The following is a 15199-nucleotide window of genomic DNA, read 5'->3' on the forward strand; positions in this document are numbered from 1 at the left end:
CTATGCGCTCGAATCGGTTCCCCCATGCACCCAGCGGCCGATCAAATGGTGAGCGATCGCGAACGGATGCGCGGCAAACATGCCGTCGGGGTGTGTGCGGCTGTGCATCAGGGCCACCTCGTCGCGGGTGAACCAGCGTGCATCCTCCAGTTCGGCCTTGTCGACCACGATTTCGTCCGAGGTCGCGCGCGCGGCGCATCCGATCATCAGCGACGACGGGTAGGGCCACGGCTGCGTCATGTAATAGGTCACGTCGGTGCAGTGAATCCCGGATTCCTCGAAAATCTCGCGCCGGACCGCGTCCTCGATGGTTTCGGCGGCCTCGACGAAGCCCGCCAGGCACGACCACATCCCCGGCAAAAACTGTTTCTGCCGTCCCAGCAGGCATCTGTCGCCATGAGTGACCAGCATGATCACGACCGGATCGGTGCGCGGAAAATGCTCGACCTTGCAGTTCGGGCAGTCGCGCTTCCAGCCGCCCTCCTTCATCGCGGTGCGGGTGCCGCAATTGGCGCAATAGCCATGGCGCTGGTGCCAGGTCACCATCGATTTGGCCATCGCGATCGCCGAGAGCTGTTCGGTCGGCACCGCGCCCTGCATCACCATGCCGCGCAGTTCGGTGACGGCGACGTCGTCGCGCGTCAGCAGCTTTTCCACCGCCGCCGCCGCGATGCCCATGCCGAAAACAGGCGCACCGTCGCGCAGGCCCAAGAAGATCGTGCCCGGATTGGCGCCCAGTTTCACGGCCTCGTCGACGCTGAGCAGGACGCGCGATCCTCCGGCCTCCTGCCGCACCACCAGCGAGTCGCGGTAGATCACATAGGCGCGGGCGTCGCGGTGACTTTCCAGCGCGAACAATTTCTCGTCATTGCTGCGCAGATGCGCGGCGCGGTCGAGAATGTCGGTGACGAAAGCGGGCTTGCCGAGCGGAAACGAATCGAAAATTGACATGAATTCAACCTAGCCAGATCTTGCGGCGGAGTGCGCTGATGAAATTCTGGACTTCCTCGGCGTCATGCGCCAGTGGCGGCATCACGCCCCAGACCGGCCGCGGCCAGGCGGCGTCGCTGGTGCGGCGCGCGATGACGTGAACATGGAGCTGTGGCACCAGATTGCCCAGTGCCGCGATATTGAGCTTGTCGCATTTGGTGATCTCTTTGAGGGCGCGGGCGACGCGCGAGACTTCCGTCATCAACTGTGCCTGGGCTACCTCGTCGAGATCGATGATCTCCACCGCCCCCTCGCGGCGCGGCACCAGCAGCAGCCATGGATAATGCGCGTCCTTGATCACCAGCACCCGGCACAGCGGCAGGTCGCCGATGTCGATGGTGTCTTTCTTGAGCTGGGAGTGCAGCGACCAGGCGGCGTCGGTAGACATGTGAGTTCCCGAATACCCGATACGTGTCGGGCCTAGAAAGCGCCTTCTTTGGGCACCGGTCTGGCTTCTTATCAAGGTGTCATCATCCGCGAAAGCGGATGATCCAGTACCCCGCGGCTTCTCGGCTGATCGATAGGCTGGCGTCTGCTGGATACCCCGGCTGGAGCCTGTCATCTCGCCAAAAGGCGAGACCCGGTGGCGGGGTATGACAGCCGACACCCCGCTTGCTTTCCGGCCCTTTTGGCCCCAAATAAGGACCGGGAGATTGGCGGTGGACGAGCCACTCGCCAACCGGGTCAGGTCCGGAAGGAAGCAGCCCTAACGAGGTCCGGATCGGGTCGCTCGTCAGTCTCCTACCTGTTTTTCGAGCGAATCGCGCTGAAAGCGGCGAGGGCCGCCTTTGGCGCTTGATACACGCGTATTCCGCAAAAGTGGGCACCGGTTTTGCGATCAGAATACGCGCAAATAAAACTCCGTTCCGCAAGCCGGCCTTGAGAGACAATCAATTGCGGATCGACCGATGAGTGATGCTGGCCCTCCCCAAGAAAAGCCTGAAGATCAAACAGATGGCGCCAATCAGGGCGGCTTCGCTCTCGGTGGCGCACCCGAGGCTGGAAAGCCCTATCGTGTGCTGGCGCGTAAATACCGCCCCTCCAGTTTCGACGATTTGATCGGCCAGGAGGCCATGGTCCGAACCGTTTCGAATGCGTTCGAAACGGGGCGAATCCCGCAGGCCTGGATTCTGACCGGCGTGCGCGGGGTCGGCAAAACCACCACGGCGCGGATTCTCGCCCGCGCGCTCAATTACGAAATGGCTGACGGCTCGGCGAAGGGGCCTGCGATCCAGATGCCTGTTCTCGGCGTGCATTGCCAGGCGATCATGGAAAGCCGGCACATGGACGTGCTGGAAATGGACGCCGCGTCCCATACCGGCGTCGACGATGTCCGCCAGATCAATGACAGCGTGCGCTATGCACCGGCCTCTGCGCGCTACAAGGTCTACATCATCGACGAAGTCCACATGCTGTCGACCGCGGCCTTCAACGCGTTCCTGAAAACGCTGGAGGAGCCGCCGGAGCACGCCAAATTCGTGTTCGCGACCACCGAAATCCGCAAAGTGCCGGTCACGGTGCTGTCGCGCTGCCAGCGTTTTGACCTCCGCCGCGTCGAGGCCGACGTGCTGATGGGGCATCTGTCAAACATCGCCGCGAAAGAAGGCGTCGAGGTCGAGCCCGAGGCGCTCGGCATCATCGCGCGCGCCGCCGAAGGCTCGGTTCGCGATTCGCTGTCGCTGTTCGACCAGGCGATCGCGCATGCGGCCGGCACCGTGCGCGCCGATGCTGTGCGGCAGATGCTTGGGCTCGCGGACCGCACGCGCGTGATCGATTTGTTTGAATCGCTGGCGCGCGGCGACATCGCCAGCGCCTTCAAGGAGTTCCGCGAGCAGTACGACGTCGGCGCCGATCCCGTGGTGGTGCTGTCCGATCTCGCCGAATTCGTCAATTTCGTCACCCGCGTGAAGGTCGTGCCGGCCACCGCCGACAACGTCGCCTATGGCGAGACCGAACGCGTGCGTGCCCGCGATTTTGCGACAAAATTGTCGATGCGGGTGCTGTCGCGGATGTGGCAGATGCTGCTCAAAGGCATCACCGAGGTGCAGACCGCGACGCGGCCGGCCGCGGCCGCTGAAATGGTGCTGGTGCGCATTGCCTATGTCGCCGACATGCCGACGCCGGACGAAGCGATCAGGATGCTTGAACAAAATGGCGGCGGCTCGCCGGTCGTTTCGGCAAGTGCTGCGCCCTCGCGCGCGGCGCCGGCGTCCACCGTGTCCGCCATGTCGTCAGCGCCGATGCGCGCGCCCACGGCGCAACGGTCCGGCGCTGAAGCGTCCGCGCGCCCGCAAATGGCGGCGCCCGCGCCGGAGTCGCAGTCCGCGCCCGCTTTGCGAATCACCAGCTTTGCGCAGCTCGTCGCGCTGGCCGGCGAGAAACGCGATCTGCTGATCAAGGCGGCACTTGAGGCCGACATGCGGCTCGTGCGCCTGGAGGATGGGCGGCTTGAAGTCGCGCTCGAGCGCCACGCGGCGCGGGCGCTGGTCAGTGATCTCTCCCGCAAGCTGGAACAATGGACCGGCCGGCGCTGGACCGTGATCGTCTCCAACGAGACCGGCCAGCCGACGGTTCGTTCGCAGAACGAGCACGCGAAGAACGAACATGCGCGGGCCGCGGAAGCCGATCCGCGCGTGCAGGAAGTGCTGGCGCGGTTCCCGGGCGCCAAGGTCGTCGAGGTGCGCAAGCTTGCCGCCGAACTGCCGGAAACCGACGCGATCGCCGAAGACCCGGCCGAGCGTTCGGACAGCGACGACGATTGATCGATATCTTGAGAAGACGCACCCCAGGAAAACTGCGAGGAAAACCCAATGGCTGATTTTCTCGGCATGATGAAGCAGGCGGCGCAGCTGCAATCGAAGATGCAGGCGATGCAGGAAGAACTCGGCAATGTCGAAGTCGAAGGCATTTCCGGCGGCGGCATGGTCGCCGTGCGCATGACCGCGAAGATGGAAGTGAAGGGTGTCAAGATCGATCCGTCGCTGATGAAGGCGGAAGACCGCGAGATCCTCGAAGACCTGCTGGTGACCGCGCATAACGACGCCCGGCGCAAGGCAGAAACCGCGATGCAGGAAAAGATGCAGGCGCTGACCGGCGGGCTCGGCCTGCCACCAGGGCTTGGTCTTACCTGAAGTCTTGGTCTTACCTGAAGTCTTGGTCTTACCTGAAGTCTTGGTCTTACCTGAAGTACTTGGTCGTATCTGAAATGCCTGGTCTCATCTGAAATGGCTACCGCGGTTGCCGGCCCCGAAATCGAACGTCTGATCCAGCTGTTGGCGCGGCTGCCGGGGCTTGGGCCGCGTTCGGCGCGGCGCGCGGCGCTGCATCTGATCAAGAAGCGCGAAGCGCTGATGACGCCGCTCGCCGGCGCGCTGCAGGTGGCGATCGAGAAGATCCAGGTCTGCAAGACCTGCGGCAATATCGATACGCAAAATCCCTGCACTGTCTGTACCGATCCGCGGCGCGATCCCACCACCATCGTCGTGGTCGCCGACGTCTCGGATTTGTGGGCGCTGGAGCGCGCCAATGCGACCAACGGCCGCTATCACGTGCTGGGCGCCACGCTGTCGCCGCTCGACGGCGTCGGCCCGCAGGATCTCACCATCGACGCGCTGGTGGCGCGCGCACATGATTCGCAAGTCGGCGAGATCATCCTGGCGCTGAATGCAACGGTTGATGGCCAGACCACGGCGCATTACATCACCGATCTGTTGCAGGAAGCCAACGTCAAGGTGACACGGCTGGCCCATGGCGTTCCAGTCGGCGGCGAGCTTGATTATCTCGATGAAGGTACGCTATCCGCAGCGATGCGACAGCGAACTCTGTTCTGATTCTCTTTATCATGGAACTATCGGAAATGACGAAACGACGATTCGCCACACGCTCGGCTGTTGTGTTGGTAATGGTCACGGCGTTTGCGGCGCCTGCTGCTTCCGCGCAGGCGGCTCAGCAGGAGGAACCTGCACCGGCCAAGGCAGGCAAGTTGATCAATGTTGGAGACGTCCTCTCGGGCGAGCTCAACGCCATGAAGACGCGCGGCGGCAAGCGTGGCGCGAAGGTCGCGACCTACCAGATTACGTCCGAGCCGCGTCGCCTGCCGCCACCGAGTGGCCTGTGCAACCTCGAGACCGGGCCGGAGACTTTCCAACTCGTCATCACCAGCGACGCGCAGGCCGCGCAGTTGAAGGGCAAGGTCGGAAAGGAAATTTCGGTGAAGGTCGATGAAGTCGCCTGTGCCGAGGCCGCCGGACAAATGAGCGAAGCCGTGATCACCAAGTGGAGCGTCGTGACGAAGAATTAGAGGTGCTGCAAATCGTAGGATGGGTGGAGCGAAGCGATACCCATCGACGCTGTTTGTGATGGGTATCGCTTCGCTCCACCCATCCTACGCATCAAACCTTCACCGGCCCCAGTTCGTCGAAATGCCCGCGTCGCTGCAGCCACACCAGCAGGATCAGGCTCGGCACCGCGACCAGTACGGAGACCACGAAAAACAGCGGCCAGCCCGTCGCCGCGGCCACATAGCCCGAGCCAGAAGACAGGTAGATGCGGCCGACTGACGCCAGCGCGGTGAGCAGCGCGTATTGCGTGGCGGTGTGCAGCGGGTTTTTGCACAGCGCAGAGAGATAGGCGACGAAGATCACCGTGCCGATCGCGCCGGTAAACGCTTCCACCGAGACGGCGACGGTCAGCGCCCATTGCTGCGGCCCGACCAGCGCCAGCCAGGTGAAGGTGAGGTTGGACACCGCCTGCAGCAGGCCGCCGATCCACAGGCAGGTCACCAGCGAGGTGCCGCGCGCGAGGAAGCCGCCGGCGAAACCGCCGATCAGGGTCGCGGCCAGGCCGACGCCCTTGACGATGATGGCGTAGTCGTTGCGCGTAAAGCCGATGTCGATGATGAACGGAACCGTCATCGCGCCGGCGAAGGCGTCGGTGAACTTGAACAGCATCACGAACACCAGCACGACGATGGCATAGCGCTGGGTCAGGAACTCGCTGAAAGCGCCCATCGCGGCCTCGGCGATGCGGCTGACCGAAGGCTTTCCGCCTGCTGCGGCGTCAGCAATGCGGGACTGCTCCGGCTCCCGCGCGCACAGCACCGTGACGATGCCGATCAGCACCAGCGCCGCCATTGCCGCGAAACTCGCCATCCAGGCATCGAGCCGGGTCAGCCCGGCATACTCGAAGCCGGTGACGAGAAACAGCGCACCGGCCGTGGACGCCACCATGCCGACGCGATAGGCCGCCACATAGGACGCCATACCGGCGGCCTGTTCGTTCTCCGCAAGGCTTTCGACCCTGAAAGCATCGACCACGATGTCCTGCGTTGCCGACGTCGTTGCGACCAGCAGGGCGCCGAGCGCCACGAAGAACGGCGAGCGCGCGGGATCGGTCAGCGCCAGTCCGAGGATCGCCGCCATCAGCAGCAATTGGGTGAAGACCAGCCAGCCGCGCCGCCGCCCGAGCCAGCGCGTTAGCAGCGGAATGTTAAGGCCATCCACCAGCGGCGCCCACAGGAACTTGAGCGTGTAGGGCGTGCCGACCAGGGTGAACAGCCCGATGGTGCCGAGGCTGACACCGTTCTCGCTGACCCAAACCAATAGCGTCGATCCCGACAGCGCCAGCGGCAGCCCGGACGAGAAGCCGAGCATCATCACGATCAGCACGCGCGGTTGCAGATAGACGGCAAACGCTTCGCGCCAGGTCGGCGCAGACGAGGGTGCTGCCGATGTTGAGGGGGCTTCAGGAATGGTCATGGAGGGTTGTTAGCAGATTCGGCTCTTCCCCTCTCCTCTTGTGGGAGAGGGTGGATCGAATGAGCGCAGCTCATTCGAGACGGGTGAGGGGTCTCTATCCGCGGAGACAGACCCCTCATCCGCCTTCCCTTCGGGAAGGCACCTTCTCCCACAAGGGGAGAAGGGAAGATACTACTCCCCCGCCTGCAGCTTGCGTTGCAGGGGAAACAGCTCCGGCGCGGCTGGCTTGACGATGCGCGGGGCTTCGGGCGGGGCCTCGGTCTTGCTGAAATCCAGCTCCTCGATCCGTCCGGCGCGCTTTTCGATCTTGTCGGCGGAAATCAGGATCTGGCGGACGTCCTCGTTCACATCGCCAAAATGCTTCTGCAACTTCACGACGCGGTCGCGCAGCCGGTTGAGATCGTCGCCGAGATTGAGAACTTCCGTGCGGATCTGGTCGGCGGCGTCGCGCATCCGCGCGTCTTTCAGGATCTGCTGCATCACCTGGATCGCCAGCATCAAGAGCGACGGGGACACCAGAACCACGCGGGCGCGGTAGGCCTTCTGGATCACGTCGTCGAACCCGTCGTGAATTTCTGCGTAGACCGATTCCGACGGCACGAACATCAGCGCGGTGTCCTGGGTCTCGCCTGATATCAGATACTTCTCGGCGATATCGTTGACATGTTTCATCACGTCGGCGCGCAGCCGCTGGGTCGCGTATTTCTTTTCCTCGTCGGTGCGCGCGTCGTGCAGCGCGGTCATCGCTTCCAGCGGAAATTTCGCGTCGATGCAGAGCGGGCGCTGGTCGGGCAGGAACACCACGCAGTCCGGCCGCTTGCCGGTCGAGAGCGTGTACTGGAACTCGTAGGCGCCCTTCGGCATGCCGTCCTGGACGATCGCCTCCATCCGCGCCTGGCCGAACGCGCCGCGCGACTGCTTGTTGGCGAGTACGTCGCGCAGCGTGGTGACCTGCGAGGTCAGGTCGGTGAGATTTTTATGCGCATTGTCGATGATGCCGAGCCGCTCATGCAACGCGCGCAAACTGTCCATGGTGTTGCGCGTGGTCGCTTCCATCGACTGGCCGACCCGGTGGGTCACCGAATCCAGCCGCTCGTTGACCGCACGGGCCATCTCGGCCTGACGGCCGGCCAGGGCCTGTCCCATCGCATCGACCCGGCCGGTGGATTCGTTCTGCGCGCGCAGCACCTCGCTCAGCCGCTCTTCGAGCTCGTCGGCGCGGATTGCCTGCGCCATCGCGAGTTCCGCGCCGCGCCGGCCGGATCGGGCAATGACGATGGCAATGGTGAGCAGCAACACCAGCGCGAGCGTACCAAGGCCGAGTATCGCGTCGAAGGCGCGTATCGACAGGTCGCCGAAGACAAAAAGAATCTCGTTCATGGGCTGCTTGTAGCCGATTCGTTGGTTAGCGCGAACGAAGAGGGAACATTTATGGTGAATGACCCCTTAATTTTCGTGGTTAACGCGGCCTTAAAAATCATGGTTAAGGCCGCCTTAACCGGTTCCGCCGCGCATTGACCCCGGCAAACCAGCAGCTTAAATCGCCCCATCATGGCATTAAGAGAAATCATCATCCTGCCGGACAAACAGTTGCGGCTCGTCTCCAAACCCGTCGAGAAGGTGACGGCGGAGATCCGCAAGCTCGCCGACGACATGTTCGAGACCATGTACGACGCGCCCGGCATTGGCCTCGCCGCGATCCAGGTCGCCCAGCCGCTGCGGTTGATCACCATGGATCTGGCCAAGAAGACCGAGGACGGCGAGACCAAGCCGCAGCCGCGGGTCTTCATCAATCCGGAGATCATCTCCTCGTCCGAGGAACTGTCGGTGTATGAGGAAGGCTGCCTGTCGATCCCCGAATATTACGAGGCGGTGGAGCGGCCGGCGCAGGTGCGCGTGCGCTTCACCGATCTGGACGGCAAGGTGCACGAGGAAGACGCCGACGGCCTGTTCGCCACCTGCATCCAGCACGAAATCGATCACCTCAACGGCGTGCTGTTCGTGGACTATCTGTCCAAGCTGAAGCGCGACCGCGTGCTGAAGAAATTCACAAAAGCCGCGAAGAGGGCGGCGGAGTAGCTACAACTCTCTCTGCCGTCACCCTGAGGTGCGAGCTCTTGCGAGCCTCGAAGGGCGACGGCAGCCGCAGACGACATTCTTTCTTTCCTGCGCATCCTTCGAGGCTCGCAAGGGCTCGCACCTCAGGATGACGTTCGTTATCTAGATGCCAGACTAGGGAAGCGCTGCCGAGATGCCACTCCGCTTGATCTTCATGGGCACGCCCGATTTCGCGGTGCCGACGCTGCTGGAACTCGTGGCCCATGGCCATGAGATCGCGGCGGTCTATACCCGCGCGCCGAAGCCGGCCGGGCGCGGCATGAAGCTGCAGGTAACGCCGGTCGAGCAGGAAGCCCGGCAGCTCGGCATATCCGTGTTGACGCCGACCACATTGAAAACGCCGGACGCGCTCGAGACGTTTCGTGCGCACAACGCGGATGCCGCCGTTGTCGTCGCCTATGGCATGATCCTGCCGCAGGCGATCCTGGATGCGCCGCCGCTCGGCTGTTTCAACCTGCACGGCTCGCTGCTGCCGCGCTGGCGCGGCGCCGCCCCGATCAACCGCGCCATCATGGCAGGCGACGCGGAGACCGGCGTGATGGTGATGAAGATGGACGTCGGTCTCGATACCGGCGACGTCGCGATGGCCGAGCGCCTCCCCATTTCGGACACCATGACGGCTGCCGATCTGCATGACGCGCTGGCCCCATTGGGCGCTGATCTGATGGTGCGCGCGATGGGCGGGCTGGAACGCGGCGGCCTGCAATTGCGCAAGCAAAGCGAGCAGGGCGTTACCTACGCCGCCAAGATCGAGAAGGCCGAGGCGCGGATCGACTGGAGCCGGCCGGCGCGTGAGGTGCTGCGGCATATTCACGGGCTGTCGCCGTTTCCCGGCGCCTGGTGCGAGGCCGCACTCGACGGTGAAGCGGCGCGTATCAAGATCCTGCGCTGCGAGCCGGCGAAAGGCGCGGGGGCGCCGGGTGAGGTGCTCGACGAGCAGCTCACGATTGCCTGCGGCGACGGTGCGATCCGGATTCTGGAATTGCAGCGCGCCGGCAAGGCGCCGATGAAAGCTCCGGATTTTCTGCGCGGCACGCCGCTCAAGCCGCCGGCGCGGCTCGGCTGATGCCCCGCTACAAGCTCATCATCGAATATGACGGCACGCCGTTTTCGGGCTGGCAGATCCAGGACAACGCGCCAACGGTGCAGGGCGCGCTGGAAATCGCGGTCAAGGCGATCTGCGGCGAACAAGTCCGCGTCCATGGCGCAGGACGCACGGATGCGGGCGTGCACGCGCTGGGCCAGGTTGCGCATTGCGACATTGAGAAGCCGTTTCCACCGGGGCGGCTGCGCGACGGGCTGAATGCGCATCTGCGGCCGCATCCGATCGGCGTGATCAGCGCCGAGATCGTGGCCGACGATTTCGAGGCGCGATTTTCAGCCATGAAGCGCCACTACCGCTATCGCATCACCAACCACCGCGCCAATCTTGCGCTCGACATCGGCCGCACCTGGCGGGTGCCGCGACATCTCGATACCGATGCGATGCATGCCGCCGCCCAGCGGCTGCTCGGCAAGCATGATTTCACGACATTCCGCGATACCGAATGCCAGGCCAAATCGCCGGAGAAGACGCTCGACCAGCTCGACGTCATCAGGGACAGCGACGCGGTTTCGATCCTGACCTCGGCGCGCTCGTTCCTGCACAGCCAGGTGCGCTCGATGGTGGGTTCACTGGTCTGGGTCGGCGAAGGCCGCTGGAGCGCCGACGATCTCGCCGCTGCGCTTGCCGCCCGCAACCGCGCCGCCTGCGGCCCCGTCGCGCCGCCGGACGGGCTATATCTGGTACGCGTGGACTACTAGCAGCCGCAATCCCTACTGTGCATGGGGTTGTTTTCGATGTTTTTTCTTAACCTCGCCCCGCTTGCGGGGAGAGGTCGGATTGCAAAGCAATCCGGTTGAGGGGTGCCGGTTTAACAACGCGCACAGAACTCGCGGATAGAGCCCCTCACCCCAGCCTTCTCCCCGCAAGAGCGGGGCGAGGGAGTTCACGCGAAATACCGATCCAGCACGCCGCGATACACCTTCGTCAGCTTTTCCAAATCCGAGACCGGCGTGCGCTCGTCGACCTGGTGCATGGTCTGGCCGACCAGGCCGAATTCGATCACCGGGCAATAGCTCGAGATGAAGCGCGCGTCGGACGTGCCGCCGGAGGTCGACAGTTCCGGCTTGCGTCCCGTCACCTCTTCGATCGCGCTGACGGCGAGATCGGTGAACGCGCCGGGCTTTGTTACGAACACGTTGGAGTTCGACGGCTCCCACTTGATGTGCGCGCGGATGCGGTTGCCGCAGGCCTTCGCCAGCCGCTCATCGACCAGCGCCCGCAGCGTTTCCTGCGTGTGGTTGTCGTTGAAGCGGATGTTGAATTTCGCGCGCGCCTGTCCGGGGATGACGTTGCTGGCGGTGTTGCCGACATCGACGGAGGTGAATTCGAGGTTGGAGGCCTGGAATTGGGCGCTGCCGTGGTCGAGCGGCTCGTCGGAGAGCGCCACGATCAGCCGCGAAATATCCGGCACCGGGTTGGCCGCGCGATGCGGATAGGCGACGTGGCCCTGCACGCCATCGACGAACAGCGTGCCGGATTGCGAGCCGCGGCGGCCGACCTTGATGCAATCCCCTAACACTTCGACATTCGAGGGTTCGCCGAGCACGCAATGGTCGAATTTCTCGCCGCGCTCGGCGCACCACTTCAGCAGCTTGATGGTGCCGTTGACTGAAATGTCTTCCTCGTCGCCGGTGATCAGGAACGAGATCGACCCTTTGCCATCTTGCCGCGGCTTGCCGTCATGGTCAGCGAGATATTGCAACACCGCCGCGACGCTGCAGGCGATGCCGCCCTTCATGTCGACCGCGCCGCGGCCATAGAGAAAGCCGTCCTTGATGTCGCCCGAGAAAGCGCCATGACTCCATGCGGCTTCATCGCCGGCCGGCACCACGTCGGTATGGCCGGCGAAGGTGATGTGCGGGGCACGGTCGCCGATGCGGGCATAGAGATTGTCGATGTCTGACGTGCCGGGCTCGCCAAATGTAACGCGATGCACCTCGAAGCCGGCGGCCTTCAGGAGGTTTTCGAGAACACCGAGCGCGCCGGCATCGGCCGGGGTGACGGAAGGGCAGCGGACGAGGTCGCGGGTAATGGAAACAGCGTCATTCATACCCCGGCTTAACACGCCAAACCGGCGGCGGGCTAGCTTTGAGCGGCACCATTTCGATCTCGCTTTGCTGGTCCCATGCAGGCCGCGTATCGACCGGCGCCAGCGGGTCGACGCCGAACCGGTTGGGCCCTCGCGAGCCCTTGAGGAAGAACAGCTCGATAATTCCCCAGACCCACAAAACGAGAATGCAGATGGCCAACAACAAGCCGAGTACGTCGGGAAGCCAGTCGGTGAGCTGGTCGAAGGGACGGCAAAAGATCAGAAGCGTGGCCATCCACCAGCCGCTTCTGCCGCGATCGTGCAAGCGCTTGACCGAGGTGGCGAAAAAGACCCACAGCAACAGTACCGAGCCTGCGGCCTGGAAAAACAGGACCGGCGCGTTGACCCATGACAGCGATCGATAAGAAGCGGGATCGAATAGCTTGAGGATTTCCTCGATGCCGAGGCTGAAATTGGAAGGTCCGGTACCACCAAGGAGGAGGACAACGCCTGCCGTCAGGATGGCGAGGAATATCATCCAGCAAATGCTGATCAGCAGCGCCTGCCAATATCTGGCGCGGTTGAGGCGACCCTCAAATCTGAACAGGTACCAGGCGTAGTCCATGCGCGTAACTCCGGGCTACCAGCCAGGTATCAACCACGTGCGACCGGGCCGGCACGCTGCAGGAGAAAATCCGGAACGCCGAACGACTGCGCGTGCGAAACAACAGGAGATTTGGGAGGGCTGCGCGTCGGATCTGCCCCGAACCGGTTGCGACCATCGGTTCCGATCAGGAAAAACAGCTCGATGACAATCCAGGTTTGCAGAACCGAGAGGGCCACAGCACCCATCACGAGCAGCATCTCCCGCGCGGCCGAAACATCAACGCCGAAATAGAGCCCGAAAAACAGAGCATAATATACGTAGGAGAGCGGGTTAACGATCAGCACCGCAATCGCCCACCAACCGCTCCTGTTGCGGTCGTGAAGCCGCTTGGCCGTCGTGGCGGCATTGATCCAGAGCATCGCGATGACGGCGCCGGCCTGCAAAACCTCCCATTGCCCGAACGGGGATTTCAGCCAAAGCACGAGCCAGCAAGTCAGGAGGGCGAGCTGGACCGCGAGATATCTGGCGCGGTTGATGCGGCCATTAAAGCTGAATAGTAAGCGAGCGTAGTCCATCGCAACCTCCGGACGGCGGAAAAACCCCGCGGTTCCGGAATATTGGTCGCGTCAGACGGCCGCGGGGTTCGAGCTTTGGGCTCGAAATCAGTCCCGCAGCAGTTCGTTAATGCTGGTCTTGGCGCGGGTGCGCTCGTCGACGCGCTTGACGATGACAGCGCAGGCAGTGGACGGGCCGGGCTGGCCGTTCTTCAGGGGACGCGCCGGCAGGGTTCCGGGTACCACAACGGCATATTCCGGAACTTCGCCGATGAAGGTCTCGCCGGTGTCGCGGTCGACGATCTTGGTGGAGGCGCCGAGGAACACGCCCATCGCCAGCACCGCGCCCTTGCGCACGATCACGCCTTCGGCGACTTCCGAGCGCGCGCCGATGAAGCAATCGTCTTCGATGATCACGGGCTCGGCCTGCAGCGGTTCCAGCACGCCGCCGATACCGACGCCGCCGGAAATGTGCACGCGCTTGCCGATCTGCGCGCAGGAGCCAACGGTGGACCAGGTGTCGATCATGGTGGCTTCATCGACATAGGCGCCGAGATTGACGAAGGACGGCATCAGCACGACGTTGCGGGCGATGAAGGCCGAGCGGCGCACGATCGCGCCGGGCACCGCGCGGAAGCCGGCATCGCGAAAACGGTTCTCGCCCCAGCCTTCGAACTTCATAGGTACCTTGTCCCACGACGAGCCGTTGCCCGGGCCGCCAGGGATCGCGCTCATGTCGTTGAGGCGGAACGACAGCAGCACCGCCTTCTTCAGCCATTGATTGACTTTCCACTTGCCGTCGGCCGCGCGTTCGGCGACGCGCACTTCGCCCTTGTCGAGCAGCTCGAGCGAATGATCGACGGCTTCGCGAACTTCACCCCTGGTCGACGTCGAGATGCCGTCGCGGGCATCGAACGCGGTGTTGACGGTGGATTCCAGCGCGGACAGGGACATCGGGATTTCCTCGGGATATCGGGCCAGTTGTGACGTGAATTGGGAGGCTTTTTCGGGATTTGGCGGGAGAGAGTCAAGGCTTGCGCTCCCGTCGTCCCGGCCTTGAGCCGGGACCCATAACCACAGGGAGCTATGATTTGAAGAAGGTATCTACCCGCAGCGCCTCATATATCCGCCGCGGCGTATGGGTCCCGGCGTTCGCCGGGACGACGTGGGGACACACCTTGCCCTAGTCCCGTGACAACCCCTGCAAAAACCCCGTCAAATCATCCGTGACATGATCGACATAGGCGGCGTCGCGGCCTTCCAGTTCCCAGTCCTCGCGGACCACTTCCTTGGCGCCGTCAGGCACCACCAGCACCGTCGTCATGCCGAGTTCGTGCGGCACCACGAGGTTGCGGGCGAGATCCTCGAACATTGCGGATTTCGTGGGATCGACGCCGTGCAGGCTGAGGAATTTCTGGTAGGTCTGCGGCGCCGGCTTCGGCTCCAGTTCGGCGGCGATGATGTCGAACACCGCCTCGAAATGCGCAGCCAGGCCGAGCCGCTCCAGCACGGCGCCGGCATGGTCGGTCGAGCCGTTGGTCAGGATCAGCTTGCGCCCCGGCAGCCTGGCGATCGCAGCTCCCATCGCGGGATTCGGCTCCAGCGGCGAATGATCAATCTTGTGCACGTAAGCCAGGTAATCGTCGGCGTGCACGCCGTGCTCGGTCATCATGCCGCGCATGCTGGTGCCATAGCGGCGGTAATAATCCTTCTGCAGCACCCGCGCTTCTTCCGCAGATATTTTCAAGTAGGTGGCGATGAACTCGCCGATGCGGGCGTCGACCTGTTGCCACAGATTGACGTGATGCGGGTACAGCGTGTTGTCGAGGTCGAACACCCAGGTTTCGATGTGGGTGAATGCGCGGGGTGACTTCATGATTCGCTCTCCACCGTCGTCCCGGCGAACGCCGGGACCCATATGCCGTGCAGGTTTTTGTTGAGCACGATTTGAGTTGCCTTTGCTGGTGGAGCCGACAGTGAGCAAAATTCAGATCGGTGGTTATGGGTCCCGGCGTTCGCCGGGACGACGATAGAGGGCGT

At 63.4% G+C, this 15199-nt stretch carries 16 protein-coding genes and 1 other RNA gene; 8 read left to right on the forward strand and 9 right to left on the reverse strand.

Features of this window, described 5'->3' with window-relative positions:
• Nucleotides 1-951: an NAD(+) diphosphatase gene (nudC, locus tag JQ629_RS01555; RefSeq protein WP_212410685.1), complete on the reverse strand. Its 951-nt coding sequence runs from the start codon at nt 949-951 to the stop codon at nt 1-3.
• 4 nt (nt 952-955) lie between these two features.
• On the reverse strand, nt 956-1378 hold the full coding sequence (locus tag JQ629_RS01560) for an HIT domain-containing protein (RefSeq protein ID WP_212410687.1): 423 nt from the start codon (nt 1376-1378) through the stop codon (nt 956-958).
• A 260-nt stretch (nt 1379-1638) separates the two neighbouring features.
• Between JQ629_RS01560 and ffs the strand changes: the two genes are divergently transcribed.
• The 5 genes from ffs (at nt 1639) to JQ629_RS01585 (ending at nt 5290) form a co-directional block, all read left to right on the forward strand.
• Nucleotides 1639-1735, forward strand: an RNA gene (gene ffs, locus JQ629_RS01565) — signal recognition particle sRNA small type.
• 163 nt (nt 1736-1898) lie between these two features.
• Entirely contained in the window at nt 1899-3752 is a 1854-nt protein-coding gene (locus JQ629_RS01570) for a DNA polymerase III subunit gamma/tau (protein ID WP_212410688.1), read from the forward strand.
• Nucleotides 3753-3800: 48 nt separating this feature from the next.
• The gene (locus JQ629_RS01575) at nt 3801-4121 is read left to right on the forward strand and encodes a YbaB/EbfC family nucleoid-associated protein (RefSeq protein ID WP_192739178.1); all 321 of its coding nucleotides are present in this window, start codon (nt 3801-3803) and stop codon (nt 4119-4121) included.
• Between the two features lie 93 nt (nt 4122-4214).
• Nucleotides 4215-4820: a recombination mediator RecR gene (gene recR / locus JQ629_RS01580; RefSeq protein ID WP_212410690.1), complete on the forward strand. Its 606-nt coding sequence runs from the start codon at nt 4215-4217 to the stop codon at nt 4818-4820.
• 26 nt (nt 4821-4846) lie between these two features.
• A complete protein-coding gene (locus JQ629_RS01585) occupies nt 4847-5290 on the forward strand; it encodes a hypothetical protein (protein ID WP_212410692.1) in 444 nt (147 codons plus the stop codon).
• 91 nt (nt 5291-5381) lie between these two features.
• Here the strand turns inward: JQ629_RS01585 and JQ629_RS01590 are convergent, their stop codons facing one another.
• Nucleotides 5382-6746 (reverse strand): AmpG family muropeptide MFS transporter, encoded by a 1365-nt coding sequence (locus JQ629_RS01590; protein WP_212410694.1) that lies wholly within the window; start codon nt 6744-6746, stop codon nt 5382-5384.
• A 171-nt stretch (nt 6747-6917) separates the two neighbouring features.
• Nucleotides 6918-8126, reverse strand: a complete 1209-nt coding sequence (locus JQ629_RS01595; RefSeq protein ID WP_212410696.1) for a DNA recombination protein RmuC — start codon at nt 8124-8126, stop codon at nt 6918-6920.
• A gap of 171 nt (nt 8127-8297) precedes the next feature.
• On the opposite strand from JQ629_RS01595, the gene def reads away from it, so the two are divergent.
• From def to truA, 3 genes are all read left to right on the forward strand, one after another.
• Complete coding sequence (gene def, locus JQ629_RS01600; protein WP_212270053.1) at nt 8298-8825, forward strand: peptide deformylase; 528 nt, start codon at nt 8298-8300, stop codon at nt 8823-8825.
• Nucleotides 8826-8997: 172 nt separating this feature from the next.
• A complete protein-coding gene (gene fmt / locus JQ629_RS01605; RefSeq protein WP_212410698.1) occupies nt 8998-9930 on the forward strand; it encodes a methionyl-tRNA formyltransferase in 933 nt (310 codons plus the stop codon).
• Nucleotides 9930-10667 carry a tRNA pseudouridine(38-40) synthase TruA gene (gene truA / locus JQ629_RS01610; protein WP_212410700.1) on the forward strand — a complete coding sequence of 246 codons (738 nt, stop codon included), beginning with the start codon at nt 9930-9932 and terminating at the stop codon, nt 10665-10667. Before fmt ends, truA begins: the two co-directional genes overlap by 1 nt.
• A gap of 185 nt (nt 10668-10852) precedes the next feature.
• On the opposite strand, the gene dapE is transcribed toward truA, so the two are convergent.
• The 5 genes from dapE to JQ629_RS01635 form a co-directional block, all read right to left on the reverse strand.
• A complete protein-coding gene (dapE, locus tag JQ629_RS01615) occupies nt 10853-12019 on the reverse strand; it encodes a succinyl-diaminopimelate desuccinylase (RefSeq protein WP_212410702.1) in 1167 nt (388 codons plus the stop codon).
• Nucleotides 12012-12623, reverse strand: coding sequence for a DUF805 domain-containing protein (locus JQ629_RS01620; protein ID WP_212410704.1), 612 nt, complete (start codon nt 12621-12623; stop codon nt 12012-12014). The genes dapE and JQ629_RS01620 overlap by 8 nt, the downstream gene beginning before the upstream one ends.
• Before the next feature lie 29 nt (nt 12624-12652).
• Nucleotides 12653-13180 carry a DUF805 domain-containing protein gene (locus tag JQ629_RS01625; RefSeq protein ID WP_212410706.1) on the reverse strand — a complete coding sequence of 176 codons (528 nt, stop codon included), beginning with the start codon at nt 13178-13180 and terminating at the stop codon, nt 12653-12655.
• 87 nt (nt 13181-13267) lie between these two features.
• Nucleotides 13268-14113 carry a 2,3,4,5-tetrahydropyridine-2,6-dicarboxylate N-succinyltransferase gene (dapD, locus tag JQ629_RS01630; protein WP_212410707.1) on the reverse strand — a complete coding sequence of 282 codons (846 nt, stop codon included), beginning with the start codon at nt 14111-14113 and terminating at the stop codon, nt 13268-13270.
• A gap of 229 nt (nt 14114-14342) precedes the next feature.
• Nucleotides 14343-15035, reverse strand: coding sequence for a pyrimidine 5'-nucleotidase (locus JQ629_RS01635; RefSeq protein WP_249134754.1), 693 nt, complete (start codon nt 15033-15035; stop codon nt 14343-14345).
• Nucleotides 15036-15199 lie beyond the last annotated feature (164 nt).

Origin of the sequence: Bradyrhizobium sp. AUGA SZCCT0222 (genome assembly GCF_018130205.1) — a bacterium.
GTDB lineage: Bacteria > Pseudomonadota > Alphaproteobacteria > Rhizobiales > Xanthobacteraceae > Bradyrhizobium.

What these genes read in the sequence shown, in the direction of transcription:
- nudC (WP_212410685.1), bottom strand. Translation starts at nt 951, where the DNA reads ATGTCAATTTTCGATTCGTTTCCGCTCGGCAAGCCCGCTTTCGTCACC.
- JQ629_RS01560 (WP_212410687.1), bottom strand. Translation starts at nt 1,378, where the DNA reads ATGTCTACCGACGCCGCCTGGTCGCTGCACTCCCAGCTCAAGAAAGAC.
- JQ629_RS01570 (WP_212410688.1), top strand. Translation starts at nt 1,899, where the DNA reads ATGAGTGATGCTGGCCCTCCCCAAGAAAAGCCTGAAGATCAAACAGAT.
- JQ629_RS01575 (WP_192739178.1), top strand. Translation starts at nt 3,801, where the DNA reads ATGGCTGATTTTCTCGGCATGATGAAGCAGGCGGCGCAGCTGCAATCG.
- recR (WP_212410690.1), top strand. Translation starts at nt 4,215, where the DNA reads ATGGCTACCGCGGTTGCCGGCCCCGAAATCGAACGTCTGATCCAGCTG.
- JQ629_RS01585 (WP_212410692.1), top strand. Translation starts at nt 4,847, where the DNA reads ATGACGAAACGACGATTCGCCACACGCTCGGCTGTTGTGTTGGTAATG.
- JQ629_RS01590 (WP_212410694.1), bottom strand. Translation starts at nt 6,746, where the DNA reads ATGACCATTCCTGAAGCCCCCTCAACATCGGCAGCACCCTCGTCTGCG.
- JQ629_RS01595 (WP_212410696.1), bottom strand. Translation starts at nt 8,126, where the DNA reads ATGAACGAGATTCTTTTTGTCTTCGGCGACCTGTCGATACGCGCCTTC.
- def (WP_212270053.1), top strand. Translation starts at nt 8,298, where the DNA reads ATGGCATTAAGAGAAATCATCATCCTGCCGGACAAACAGTTGCGGCTC.
- fmt (WP_212410698.1), top strand. Translation starts at nt 8,998, where the DNA reads ATGCCACTCCGCTTGATCTTCATGGGCACGCCCGATTTCGCGGTGCCG.
- truA (WP_212410700.1), top strand. Translation starts at nt 9,930, where the DNA reads ATGCCCCGCTACAAGCTCATCATCGAATATGACGGCACGCCGTTTTCG.
- dapE (WP_212410702.1), bottom strand. Translation starts at nt 12,019, where the DNA reads ATGAATGACGCTGTTTCCATTACCCGCGACCTCGTCCGCTGCCCTTCC.
- JQ629_RS01620 (WP_212410704.1), bottom strand. Translation starts at nt 12,623, where the DNA reads ATGGACTACGCCTGGTACCTGTTCAGATTTGAGGGTCGCCTCAACCGC.
- JQ629_RS01625 (WP_212410706.1), bottom strand. Translation starts at nt 13,180, where the DNA reads ATGGACTACGCTCGCTTACTATTCAGCTTTAATGGCCGCATCAACCGC.
- dapD (WP_212410707.1), bottom strand. Translation starts at nt 14,113, where the DNA reads ATGTCCCTGTCCGCGCTGGAATCCACCGTCAACACCGCGTTCGATGCC.
- JQ629_RS01635 (WP_249134754.1), bottom strand. Translation starts at nt 15,035, where the DNA reads ATGAAGTCACCCCGCGCATTCACCCACATCGAAACCTGGGTGTTCGAC.